The 12,464-nt window shown below is 70.9% G+C and carries 10 protein-coding genes; 4 read left to right on the top strand and 6 right to left on the bottom strand.

Annotated features, from left to right (window positions below):
• Nucleotides 1-69 precede the first annotated feature (69 nt).
• The 3 genes from C471_RS10525 (at nucleotide 70) to C471_RS10515 (ending at nucleotide 4,197) form a co-directional block, all read left to right on the top strand.
• Nucleotides 70-1,284, top strand: a complete 1,215-nt coding sequence (locus tag C471_RS10525; RefSeq protein WP_004048786.1) for a hypothetical protein — start codon at nucleotides 70-72, stop codon at nucleotides 1,282-1,284.
• A gap of 106 nt (nucleotides 1,285-1,390) precedes the next feature.
• Complete coding sequence (locus C471_RS10520) at nucleotides 1,391-3,403, top strand: ABC transporter substrate-binding protein (protein ID WP_004048784.1); 2,013 nt, start codon at nucleotides 1,391-1,393, stop codon at nucleotides 3,401-3,403.
• Nucleotides 3,400-4,197, top strand: a complete 798-nt coding sequence (locus C471_RS10515) for a phosphatase PAP2 family protein (RefSeq protein ID WP_004048782.1) — start codon at nucleotides 3,400-3,402, stop codon at nucleotides 4,195-4,197. The genes C471_RS10520 and C471_RS10515 overlap by 4 nt, the downstream gene beginning before the upstream one ends.
• On the opposite strand, the gene C471_RS10510 is transcribed toward C471_RS10515, so the two are convergent.
• Nucleotides 4,198-4,863, bottom strand: coding sequence for a DsbA family oxidoreductase (locus C471_RS10510; RefSeq protein WP_004048780.1), 666 nt, complete (start codon nucleotides 4,861-4,863; stop codon nucleotides 4,198-4,200).
• Between the two features lie 85 nt (nucleotides 4,864-4,948).
• On the opposite strand from C471_RS10510, the gene thiD reads away from it, so the two are divergent.
• Entirely contained in the window at nucleotides 4,949-5,788 is an 840-nt protein-coding gene (gene thiD, locus C471_RS10505) for a bifunctional hydroxymethylpyrimidine kinase/phosphomethylpyrimidine kinase (protein ID WP_004048779.1), read from the top strand.
• A 15-nt stretch (nucleotides 5,789-5,803) separates the two neighbouring features.
• Here the strand turns inward: thiD and C471_RS10500 are convergent, their stop codons facing one another.
• The 5 genes from C471_RS10500 to C471_RS10475 all read right to left on the bottom strand — a co-directional run bounded on the left by C471_RS10500 (nucleotide 5,804) and on the right by C471_RS10475 (nucleotide 12,274).
• Nucleotides 5,804-6,601 carry a ZIP family metal transporter gene (locus tag C471_RS10500; RefSeq protein ID WP_004048777.1) on the bottom strand — a complete coding sequence of 266 codons (798 nt, stop codon included), beginning with the start codon at nucleotides 6,599-6,601 and terminating at the stop codon, nucleotides 5,804-5,806.
• A gap of 835 nt (nucleotides 6,602-7,436) precedes the next feature.
• Entirely contained in the window at nucleotides 7,437-8,555 is a 1,119-nt protein-coding gene (locus tag C471_RS10490; RefSeq protein ID WP_004048774.1) for a signal peptidase I, read from the bottom strand.
• Nucleotides 8,555-9,640, bottom strand: a complete 1,086-nt coding sequence (locus C471_RS10485; protein ID WP_004048773.1) for a DUF7467 domain-containing protein — start codon at nucleotides 9,638-9,640, stop codon at nucleotides 8,555-8,557. The genes C471_RS10490 and C471_RS10485 overlap by 1 nt, the downstream gene beginning before the upstream one ends.
• Complete coding sequence (locus tag C471_RS10480; RefSeq protein WP_004048771.1) at nucleotides 9,637-10,401, bottom strand: hypothetical protein; 765 nt, start codon at nucleotides 10,399-10,401, stop codon at nucleotides 9,637-9,639. The genes C471_RS10485 and C471_RS10480 overlap by 4 nt, the downstream gene beginning before the upstream one ends.
• A 190-nt stretch (nucleotides 10,402-10,591) precedes the next feature.
• Nucleotides 10,592-12,274: a vWA domain-containing protein gene (locus C471_RS10475; RefSeq protein WP_004048769.1), complete on the bottom strand. Its 1,683-nt coding sequence runs from the start codon at nucleotides 12,272-12,274 to the stop codon at nucleotides 10,592-10,594.
• Between the last annotated feature and the right edge of the window lie 190 nt (nucleotides 12,275-12,464).

Genomic DNA, 12,464 nt, shown 5'->3' with positions numbered 1-12,464 from the left:
CGGGTGAACCGCCTGGGATCGCGGGATCCCACCCAAAGGCGTTTCTTCCCCGGCGGCTTCACACGAGCCATGAAACGGGCGACGGTCGTCGTCGCGCTCCTCGTGGCGGTCGGCGTCGGCCTCGCGGCCTCCGGGTTCTTCGCCGGCGCGGGCGACGAGGCGCCCCCGCCGACCGTCGAGGAGCCCGAGCCCTCAGGGGTCGATGAGGCGTCGCTCATCGCGGTCGCGGGCGACTACCGGCTCTGGCCGTACACGAGCCGGAGCACCTCGGTCGAGGGGCGGACGCTCGCGATCAACGTCCTCTTTCACGCCGACGCGGAGGCGACGCGACGGGCGATCGAGGGCCGGTCGGGCACCGACTGGGAGGAGACCGAGCCGGCGGAGGCGGCGGCGACCGCCGACGCCGAGCAGGTACAGGCGATCGTCGAGCGCGACTGGGCGGACGCGCACAGCTCCGACCGCTACAGCTACGTGGAGGGACCGGACGGCGGCGTCTGGCTGGAGGAGACGTTCGAGCTCCACGACGGCGCGTACCTCGGCGTGCGCGACCACCTCCGGGCGTACGAGTCGCCCGACGGCGCCTACACCGCGGTACAGGCCCACGAGGAGTACTACGACTGGTTCCGGCTCCGCCACACGGTGCCGGGCATCGACGACCCGGCGGTCCGGCTCGAAGACGAGTTCATCCACGGAGCGGTCGACGCCGAGGTCAGCCGCGAGTACCGCGGCATCGACGGCGGGTGGAGCGACGGCTGGGTCTCGGTGATCGAACTGGCGTCGCTGGCGACGCTCTCGGGGGCGCTGCTCCGGCGCCGGACCCGAGCCGCGGCCCTCGAACTCGCGCATCGAGCCCGGCGGGAGGCGGGTCGCCACGCGGACGCGGCGGTGCTCGGCGTCGCGCTCGCCGCCGTCATCGTCGGCGTCCGGGCGGCCGGAGTCGCGCTGGAGACCGCGTACCCCGGAGTCGGGCCGAAGCTCATCGCGGCCCCGCTGTACCTCGTCATCGCCGTCGGGATCCCGGCGCTCGTCGTCGCTCACTCGCCCGAATCAGAGCCGAGCGCGGCGCTCCTCGGCGTCGTCGTCGGCCTCGGCGCGGGGTTCGTGATCGACTTCGCCGCGCTCGGCGTGGCGGTGCCGCCCGGCCTCCTCGTCCACCGCGTCGCCCTGCTCGCGGCGCTCGGCGTCGTCGCGGTGGGGCGCGCCGCCGCCGACCGCCCGGTGCTCGCCGCGGGGCTAGCGGCGTGGGTCGTCGGGCTGGCCCTCCCGCTCGCGGACGTGATCTGAGGGTCTCACCCGTCGAGAGAGTCGGTATGGCGGACGTACCGGGGGTTCGATCCGACGGCGACACCACAGAAGAGATATACGCGAGGCGCGAAACAGCGACGAACACATGGCGCGGCACGTGAGCCGGCGAGAGACGCTCGCGGGGGTCGGGATCGCGGCCCTGAGCGCCGGCTGTCTCGACCGCACGCGGAACATCGCGGGACGCGACCGGTCCTCGCAGCTGACCTTGGAGATCAACGCCCCGCCCGCCGACCGGGACCCCAACGCGATCCGGATCGCGAGACACCTCGCGGAGAATCTGAACGCGGTGGGCATCGATGCCCGGATCAACACCCTCGGGCTCACCGACCTCCGCCGGAAGGTGCTCATCAACCACAACTTCGACGTGTACGTCGGGCAGTTCCGGGAGGCGGAGCCGTTCGACCCGGACGCGATGTACGCGTTCACTCACTCGCAGTTCGTCGCCGAGTCAGGGTGGCAGAACCCGTTCGGATTCACCGACATCAACGGCACCGACGAGCTGCTCGCGAGCCAGCGCCGGACGGGGGGCGACGAGCGACGCGAGGCCGTGGAGGACCTCCAGCGGACCCTCTGTGAGCTACAGCCGTTCACCGTCGTCGCGTTCCCCGACCCGCTCACGGCGGTCCGTGAGGACCGCTTCGAGAACTGGACGAACCGTCAGCCGCTGTCGGTCGGTGGGCTGCTCGGCGTAGAGCGCGTCGACGCGGGAGACGGGGACGCCGACGGAACCGGGACCGAATCCGGGGACGGGACTGCCGCCGGCGAGACCACCGCCGGCGACGACGAAACCACCGCCGGTGACAACGAAACCACCGCCGGCGACGACGAAACCACCGCCGGTGACAACGAGACCACCGCTAACGGACTGATCGGCGACAACCCGTTCACGGACAGCGGCGACGAGGAGGGCGACTCCGCGACACTCCGTCTCGTGACGACCGACGAGCGCATCACGCAGAACTGGAACCCGATCGCCGCCGAGTACCGGCGCTACGGCACGTTCACGTCCCTGCTGTACGACCGGCTCGCGCTGGTCGAGGACGGAGAGATTATCCCGTGGCTCGCCGCCGGCTGGGAGCGGGTCGGGGATTCGGGCATCGAGGTATCGCTTCGGGATGTCGACTGGCACGACGGGAAGCCGGTGACGGCCGAAGACGTCGCGTTCACCTACGAATTCCTCCAGGACACCTCGATGGGAACCACCGAGTCGCCGGTGCCGACGCCGACGTTCCGCGGTCGGGTGTCGGCCGTGGACGAGGCGACCGCCGTCGACGAGATCACGGTCCGACTGACGCTCGACGGCGTCAACGACGCGGTCGGCGTGCGCGCCCTCCAGGTTCCGATCCTCCCGAAGCACATCTGGGAGGAGCGGACCGACGTGGCGACGATCGCCGGCTTCGAGGTCGACGCGGAGACGACCGAGGCCGTGGTGACGAACAACGAGGACCCGATCGGGAGCGGCCCGGTGCGCTTCGTCGAGGCGTCCCCGGAGGAGTCGGTCGCCTTCGAGCGCAACCCGGACCACTTCCTCGTGCGCGCGGACGACGGAGACGACTCGACCGGTGACGCGATGGACCCCCTCGCCGGGATCCCCGAGCGGTTCCGCGGGAAGCCGGCGTTCGACCGGCTGGAGATCGAGGTGATGGGGTCGGACATCGCCGCGGTGCAGGCGGTCGGCGACGGATTCGCGGACGCGACCGTCTCGAACCTCGGGCCGGACGCCGTCCCGCGGATCGGGCGCGAGGCCGACGCGCGGCTCGTCACGGGGCGGTCCGGCGGGTTCTATCACGTCGGGTACAACACCCGGCGGGCACCGCTGTCGAACCCCCGGTTCCGCGGGGTGCTCGCGTCGCTGATCGACAAGCGGAGCCTCGTCGACATCGCGTTCGACGGGTACGCCGAGGCCGCCGCCTCGCCGCTCGCCGCCGCTCCGGAGTGGGTGCCCTCGGACCTCCAGTGGGGGGACGGCGAGACGGATCCCGTCCACCCGTTCGTCGGCGAGCCCGGATCGCTCGACGCCGAGACGGCTCGCGATCGGCTCCGCGAGGCCGGGTATCGGTTCGACGAGGAAGGCCGGCTGATCGCGCCGGGCGCATGAGTCCGCTCCTGTCGGTGGTGAGTTCGCTCGCGCTGTGGGTGGGGTCCGCCCTGCTCGTCGCGAGCGTCGCGATCATCCGCCCGCGGCGGCTGTACGGGCTCTGGAACGACCTCCGCGATCGGCTGTGGGAGATCCGGAAGCCCCTCGCCGCGCTGGTGGTGGTACTGATAGCGAGCGCGATCGGTCGGAGCTCCCTCCAGACGGTCTCCGAGCTGTTCGGGCTCCAGCTGACGTGGGCCATCTACGCGTTGGAGGGGAACTTCGTCGCGTGGCTCCAGGCGACGTTCGGCTCGCCCCAGCTGACGATGTACTTCTCGTCGGTGTACGTGTACGGGTACGTGTTCCTGCTCGCGTTCCCGTTCCTCGCGTACCTGGCGCTGCCGCGGACGACGACGGTGAAGCGGCTCCTCGTCGCGTACGCGCTCAACTACGCGATCGGGCTCGTGCTGTACACGGTCGTGTTTGCGTACGGCCCGCGCAACGTCATGCCCGATATGGTGACCTCGCTGCTGTTCACCCACAACCCGGAGTTCATGGCGCTGACGGGAGAGGTGAACGAGCCCACGAACGTCTTCCCGTCGCTGCACACGTCGCTGTCGGTGACCGTGGGGACGTTCGCGGTCCTGACGCGGCGGGAGTACCCGCTGTGGACGCCGCTCGCCGCGTGGCTCGCGGCGAGCGTGGTGATCGCGACGATGTACCTCGGGATCCACTGGCTCACCGACGTGATCGGCGGGACCGCGCTCGCGCTCGGCGCCGTGTCCCTGTCGTATCGGCTCGTCGACGAGGAGTAGCTACCCCTCGACGAGGCGTTCGAGCTGCTCCGGCGGCACCGCGCCGCGCGCGGCGTGTCCCTCGTACGCGAACGTCGGGACGCCGGTGACGCCGCGCTCCCGCGCCGCGGCGAACAGGTCGGTGACGCGGTCGCGGAGGTCGTCGTCTTCGAGCGCCTCGTCGACGACGGTGGGATCGATCCCGTCCACGCGCTCCGCGATGTCGACGAGCACCTCGCGGTCGCCGATGTCGCGGCCGTCCTGCCACAGCGCCGCGAACACCTCACCGTCGAACGCGAGCCACAGCTCCGGCGTGGTCTCCCTGACGTGTACCGAGACGATCTGCGCCGGGAGCGAGTCGACGTCAGTCCTGAGCTCCTGGGCCATCTCCGCGTCGTACTTCTCCTGAAGGCGTCGGACGTTCTCGCGGGCCTGCTCGTAGTACTCCTCGTCTTTCCCGTTGTCCGCGTCGTGGTCGATCTCGCCATCCGGGCCGCGCTGGCCCGCCCGGAGGTCGAAGGGGTGCCAGTCGATCTCGAGTGGCTCATCGCGCGTCGCCTGATACCGCGCGAGCGACTGCCGGCCGAGGTAGCAGAACGGGCAGACGTAGTCGGAGTAAACCGTGATCGACTCGGTCGCGGCGGGAGCCGGCTCGTCCGCTGAGTCCGCGGGGTCGGTGTTCGACATACCGCCGATTCGGCCGCGAGGGGCAAAGGCCGTTCGGCGGCGGCGATCGTCACGATTTTAGACAACCGAGTAGTACCACTAGTGTATGACACCCGCACGCGACCCCGTTTCTCCGCCCGTCGCGCTCGCGATCGCCGGCAGCGACGCCGGCGGCGGAGCGGGGGTACAGGCCGACCTGAAGGCGATGACCGCACACGGCGCCTTCGGCACGTCGGTCGTGACGGCGACGACCGCCCAGAACACCCGCGGCGTCCGCGACGTGCACGCGGTGCCGCCGGCGCACGTCGCGAGCCAGTGCGACGCCGTCTTCGACGACTTCGACGTGGGCGCGGTCAAGACCGGGATGCTCGCAACGGCCGAGACGGTCGAGACGGTGACCGGGCTGGTCGCGACCGTCGAGGCCCCCGTCGTCGTCGATCCGGTGATGGTTGCCGCGAGCGGCGACCGGCTGCTGTCGCAAGAGGCGGAGGCCGCCTACGACGGGCTGATCGGGGCGGCGACGCTCGTCACGCCGAACGCCGACGAGGCGGAGGTGCTGGTCGGCGAGCCGGTCGAGACGCCGGCCGACGCCGAGCGCGCGGGGCGGGACCTGGTCGGAGCGGGTGCCGACGCCGCGCTCGTGAAGGGCGGCCACGTCGGCGACGGGGAGCGCGTGACCGACACGCTCGTGGTCGGGAGCAAGGAGGGAGACGACGCCGACTCGATCGCGCTCCGCTTCGAGAACCCCCGCGTCGAGACCGAGGCGACCCACGGCTCCGGCTGCGCGCTGTCGAGCGCGATCGCCGCCCGGCTGGCGCGCGGCGAGCAACTCCGCGAGGCGGTCGCCGCCGCGGTCGACGGGATGGGGGCCGCGATCCGGCGGGGCTACGACGTGGGCGAGGGCCCCGGCGCGGTGAACCCGACCGCGTTCGACGGCGGGGCGTAGTGGTGTTGCCCGGGGTCAGATGAAGTTGAGCGGCGCCATCAGCAGGGCGCCGAGCGCGATGCCGCCGGCGAGCACGGGCTTGCCGCCGCTCGGCAGATCCCTCCCGGTTTCGAGCGCCTCGGGGATGAACTCGGAGAGCACGAGGTAGATCATCGCGCCCGCCGCGAAGCCGAAGCCGTACGGGAGAAACTCGCGGGCGTAGCGGACGAACGCGAACGCTGCGACCGCGCCGATCGGCTGCGGCAGGCTGGAGAACACCGCCCACCACACCATCTTCCACTTGGAGACGCCCATCGCCCGCAGCGGGATGGAGATGGCGGTCCCCTCGGGAACGTTGTGGATCGAGATCGCGAGGGTCATGAACACCGCCAGAAGCGGGACGGTGAACCCGAACAGCTGGGTCCCGCCCTCCAGCCCGAGGTCGGCGAACGAGACGCCGACCGCGACTCCCTCCGGAAAGCTGTGGACAGTTAACACGCCGAGGATCAGGACGAGCTTCTTGAAGTCGGCCTCCTCGTACTGCCTCGGGTCGATCTCGGCGTCCATCAGCACCTCGTGGGCAAGGACCACGAGGGTCACGCCGGCGAGCATGCCGATTCCGATCTCCACGGGCGTCCCCTCGGCGAGCCCCTCGCCGACGAGCCCGAACAGCGACGCCGCCAGCATGATCCCGGAGGCGAACCCCCACAGCGCCACGTTGCCGCGGTCGCTGATCGTATCGAAGAAGAAGAAGGGGAGCGCGCCGACGCCGGTCGCCAGCGCTGTGACGAGTCCCGCGACGAAGACGAACGCGAACGCGTCGAACGCGACCATATCGTGCGGTGGTTCGATCGGCCGTCACTTAACGATCGTGAACGGACTACGCAAGTCCGCGAACGAGCCCGAAGAGCAGAACGAGCAGGAACAGCACCGCCAACAGCAGCAACACCGCAAGCTTCGTTCCGAGCGGGAAGCAGCGAGCCCGCGAGCGCGAGGCCCCCCTCTCCGCCGGCCCCCGCGGTCGGAGCGGCGAGTTCACGCTCACGCCTCACCCGTCGCGCGCCACGAGGGGCCGGCCCTGAGCGCCGGGGTGCTCCCGGCGGTCGTGTTTCCCGTCGACGCCGACTCGTTCGTTTCGGGAGCGACCGCGTCCGACGGTTCCGACGATTCGTTCCCGCTCGACGCCGACGGTTCCGTCTCGTTCTGCGGCGGCGACGAACCATTCGTGACCGGCTCGCTCGGCGGCGGGGTCGCTGACGGCTCGGTACCGTTCCCGGACGGTGCGGTACCGTTCCCGGACGGTGCGGTACCGTTCCCGGACGGTGCGGTACCGTTCCCGGACGGTGCGGTACNCCGTTCCCGGACGGTGCGGTACCGTTCCCGGACGGTGCGGTACCGTTCCCGGACGGTGCGGTACCGTTCCCGGACGGTGCGGTACCGTTCCCGGACGGCGCGGTACCGTTCGTCCCGTTTCCGTCGGAGCCGGTCGCGGCGGTGAGATCGTCGCCGCTCGGCTGGTCGATCGAGGCGAGTTCGTCGACCGTCTCGAACGTCGTCGTCACGTTAGCGCTCGACGTGAGGACGGCGACGGTGAGCCCCCCGCCGAAGGCGACGCCCCACACCAACACGGCGAGGGCGAGGACGCCGACGAGCCCGCGGTTCACGGGCATCAGTCTCCCTCCCCGGCGCCGTCCGGCCGCGTCGGCGGCGGCGCGGTCGGCGGAGCCGGTGCCGGCGCGTCGACCGCCGCGGCCGGGGCGGGAGCGTCGCCCGTCTCGGACGCTCCGTCGGCGATGGCCGGCTGGTCGTCGGTGCCCTCCCGAGCACCCTCGGGCCCCTCGACCACGTCGGGCGACTCCCAGTCGGCCCCGGACGCGGGTTCCTCGGTGGCGGTCGCGCCCCGGTCCGGACTGGGGGCGTCCCCGTCCCCGGGCCGGTCGGCGGCCGATCCCCCGCGGTCGAGGACGCCGCTGGCCGGGACCCACACCGCGAGCGCGCCGAGCAGGAGCGTCGACGCGCCCACCGCGATCGCGATCGCGACGGCGGTGCGAACCTCGAACGCGACGTAGACGGCGTAGGGGGCGAACGCCGCGAGCACCGCGGCCGCCCCGCCGACCGCGTCGACGGAGACGCCCCCGGATCCGGTCGCAGTGGACGCGTCGGACGCATCGGACGCGTTGGACGCGCTGACCGCGGCGGCCGCGCCGGGCGTCGCGTCCGGTTCGCCCGCGGCCGCCGCCTCCGCGGTCGGCGAGGCCGGCGACTCCGAGTCGTCGCGGCCCCGGACGATCGACCAGACCTCCGTGACCGCGAGCAGGCCGAAGGGGAGCAACACCAGCGCGACGAACCCGACCTGCGTGCCCGCGAACTGGATCACGTACCCGATGTACGGGATCGTGAGCGTCACCACGCCGACGAGGTTCCCCGCGGGGACGAGCCCGGGGTCCGGCCCCTCGTTGGCGTCGCCCATCGTCTCGAACGCGAGGGTCCCGCCCTCGTCGACGACGTCGATCACGCGGTGCGTCACCGGTACGTCGCCCGTGCCGCGAGCGAACGTGATCACGTCTCCCTCGGCGACTGCCGCCGGATCGCGCTCGGCGACGACAACCACGTCCCCCGGCGCGATGGCCGGCGTCATGCTCGGCGTGAGCACGACGAAGCTCTCGTCCGCGCCGACGATCTCCGGTGCCGCGTACACCGCGAACGGGGCGACGACGGCGATCAGCAGGACGATCCCGAGTACGTTCGCCGCCTTCCTGGTCCGTGGTGATGTGAGTGGGTTGTTCATCAGAGTTCCTCCGAGCCGCAGATCGGGTCGCCGTCCGTAGTCGCCATCGAGACGATCTCGAAGTCACCGTAGATGTCGCCGGGCGCGAGCGACACCGAACAGCTCGTGTGGATGTTGACGCCCGCGGGACTGTTTCCGGCGTTTCCGTTCCCGTTATTTCCGTTTCCGTTGCCTCCGGCTCCCCCGGATCCGTCGTCGACGTAGATGTTCGGACCGATCCACTCCGGATCGCCGGTTGGCGACGCGGCTCCGTCGACCACGAAGGTCCCGTCGGGGGCCACCTCGTCGTCGAAGACGACGGTACCGCCGGTGCCCTTTCCGCCGGCACCGCCGCCGGTGGCGACGACGACCACGGTCGCCGGGTCGTCGCCGAGGTACCGGAGCGTGAGCGATCCGACCCTGACGTCGTTCTCGTCCTCGCAGGGGACGCACGTCTGCTCGCAGGCGACCTCCGCGAAGGGATTCGCCCCCGGCGCGTCCGCCTCCGCCTCCGAGACGTGCCGACACTGCTCGGCGTACAGCCGGAACGTCAGGTCGGTCGTCTCCCCGCCCACGTCGGGCGAGTCGGCCGGGAGGTACGGGGAGACCTCGACGACGATCGGGTCGCCGTCGGGGCCGGCCTCGAGACAGTCGGCGTCGATCCGCCGCCCGGTCGCGAGGCGGCGCTCGGCCTGGGCCAGGGGGAGGTAGCCGTCCGTCAGCGACTCGCCGTCGACGACGACCTCGACTTCGAGGGCGTTCCCCAGCCGGTCGCCGTCCGGGCACTCCGTCGCGAGCCACACCCGGACGGGGTTCGCCGACGCGCCCACCTCGAACGTCTCGGGGTCGGGGCGATCGTCGAACGTCGTCCGATCGACCGCGAACGGACCGACGGTGACGGTCCCGGTCGTGAGGTCGCCGTCAACCGTCAGCCCGACCTCGCCGGCGCCGAAGACGTTGTCCGGGAACGTCTCGCGGTCCGAGAGGTACGCCCCCGTGCCGAGCCCGCTCGCCATCCCGACGGCGCCGACGCCGCCGATCCCGGCGAGCAGTTGGCGCCGGCTCAGGCCGCTCGGACGCCCCGCTCCGTCCCCTCCGCGGGTCATTCGGACACCTCGGTGTCGGTCGAGTCGCTCCGCGGGAAGGGGTTCCCATCGTCGTCGCAGTCGACCACGGCGAACTCCACGAGGAAATCGACCGCACCGCCCTGCCCGGCGTTGCCGCCCTCGCCGTCGAACTCCCACGCGAAGGTCAGGCAGCGCTGCTCGCCGGGACCGAGGCAGCCGTCACCGAGGATCCCCGGACGCAGTTCGACCCCGTCTGCGAGCGCGGACCCGTCGATGTCCGCAAGCGTCGTCTCGTCGGCGATCATCCCCCCGGCGGCCGCGAACTCGCCCTCGGCGCCGCCGCAGCTGCCGATCCCGAATATCCCGGTGTCGTGTCGGACCGTGAGCCTGAGACGCTCCGCGAGCGCGGCGCCCGCGGCGTCGACACCGTCGAGGTGCGGGTCGATCCGCAGCCACACGCGGGCGGTGTCCTCGGGGTCCTCGAGCCGGAGGCCGACGCTGGCCGTGCCGTGATCGTGCGGCAGCGCGTTGTCGACGTCGAAGAGCCGGATCCCGGCCGTTTCGACGTCGTCGACCGCGCCGACCGGGCTCGAATCGACGAGCGTCCCGTTCTCCGTGCGCCGCCACCCGACGAGCAGATTCGGGGACGTGTCCGACTGGGCGTACGTGTACGCCGAGTACTCGTCCCAGCGGTCCGTTCCCGTCGACCGTCCGGAGGCGGCCCCGAGGGTCGCGAAGCCGATGGCTCCGGCGCCCGCGAGCGCCTCCCGCCGCGTGAGTCCTGATTCTTTCTGTGTCATTGTGTGTCGTTGCGGCTCCGAACGGCCGGTCGTCGGTATCTCTCCTCGCTGCCCGTGCACGTATGTATGGGTCACCTACCCGAGCGATCGGTCGGTCGAACCCCGCGACAGGAATCCCCTACCGGTGAGGTAGCGGCCCGTCGGGGACGCCGCGCCGAGCGTCGCGCGGTCACCCGCAGCGGGCGCGGGACTACGCGGGCGTCTGGGGATCGGCGTCGCCGTCGAGCTCGAACGGGTTGTCCGACCCGTCGTTGTGGCGGCACTGCTCGGCGTAGAACTCCAGGTCGAAGACGATCGAGTCCCCCTGGATCTCGTTGCCGACCTCGTAGGGGAGGTGCCACTCCAGCGCGATACAGCGCGTGTCCGAGTTGGGGTAGCACTGCCGCCCCTCGCGGTTGCGGTCCGCGTCGAGCGGGTAGCCGCCGGCGATCCCGTCTTGGGGGCCGAGCAGGTCGTACAGCGACCCCTCGAATATCACCTGTTCGCCGTCCGCGGTGAAACCGATCTCCTCGGCGACGCTCGTGACGGGATCGGTACTCGGATCCGCGGGGCCGTTGATCGCCTGATCGATATCGGCGTCGGTCACGTGCATGAACTTGTGATCGCCCGGGAGGGTGGCGATCTGAGCGAGCGTGTCGGCGTCATCCTCCTCGGGACCGAAGCCGACGATGAGGAACCGATCGATTTCGCCGCCGTTCTGTCGAAGGTTATCGCTGGCCGCCGCGAGGAAATCACTCGTCTCAACGTTGATCCCGTTCGTGATCAGGACCATTATCCGGCTGTCCGCTTCGGGGCACTCGGCGAGCGCGTCCGCGCCGGCTTCGATCGCCACCGGGATGTCGGTCCCAGCGTCGAGCGACTGGTAATCGATCGTCTGCAGTCCCGTCGAATCCGCGTAGTTCCCGCCGTCGACGCCGACGATGTCCGACACGTCGCTCGTCGGCAGAAGGACGGTGTCCGCGACCGTCGTCCAGTTCGTCAGTCCGACGCTGAAGGGAGCAGTGTCGCCGTCGGCGGACTCCGCGCCGTCAGCGGTGTCTAACCGACCGATGTACGTTTCGATCGCGTCGATCAGAAGGTCGTCCTTCAGATCGCCGGAGAACGGCGCCGTGCTCCCCATCGAGTCGGTGTTGTCCACGACGAACTGGATGCAGGTGTCGCTTCCCTCGTCGAGGAAGTTGTCGCAGTCGTCGTCGTACCACAGCGTCGCCTCGATCTCCTTCGCGAGCTGCTCTTCCGCCTCCGCCGCGGCGACGAGGTCCGCGTCGGGGAGATCCCCGTGGATCTCTTTGAGCGCCTCGCGTTTGGGATCGTTGAGCGCGCCGATCTGAGCCTCGACGCCGCCGGCGTTGAGCCAGAGGTAGCCCGGGTTGTCGAAGACGTGTTTGCTGATCGTGATCTCGCCGCGGTCACCCGGCTTGACGTCGTCGAGGTCGATGACGGGGCCGACGAACTCGTGGTTCCCGCTGCCGTCGGTGCCCTCGAAGCTCGCGAACTGCCCGCGGTAGGCCGCCTCGATCGCCTCGGGGTCGGCGTTCGCCGGGAGCCCGAGGAGCGTCGGATCCTCAGTCAGCTGATAGCGCGCGTAGATCGGGTCCTGTCGGTCGTCGCCGTCCAGGTCCGGGTACGCGTTCACCGGCGCCCACGTCGTGTGGTCGTCGGGGTCCTGTCCGGGGAGGCCGGTGTAGTAGCTCTGCTGCCAGTCCATCCGGAGCTCGAAGGCGCCGGCGCTCAGCGTGTTGCCCTCGAACCCCTCCCGGTCGTTGAAGAACGCGGTGGTGCCGAGGCCCGCGCCGGCGCTCGCGACGCCGACAGCTCCGAGGCCCGAGAGCAGCTTGCGTCGGGTGAGTGCGGTGAGTTTGTCGTCTGTCATTGGTGTGTGTATGAGTGTACGGGGACGAACCCCGAATTCGTTAGTCGGTCGTTCCCCGAGGGGAGGCCCACCGGCGGAGTCGAACCGCCGTCAGCCGCTGTGGGAACCCGCGACCTCGCGGCCCGAAGGCCGACGGAGCCGCGGTCGGTCCCGGTGACCGTGTCTGCTCGGTGTCGCGCCGATTTCGCGT

It is taken from the genome of Halorubrum saccharovorum DSM 1137 (assembly GCF_000337915.1).
Classification (GTDB): Archaea; Halobacteriota; Halobacteria; order Halobacteriales; family Haloferacaceae; genus Halorubrum; species Halorubrum saccharovorum.
The sequence above is the reverse complement of the archived record's forward strand: the minus strand, read 5'-3'. Positions and strand labels throughout refer to the sequence as shown.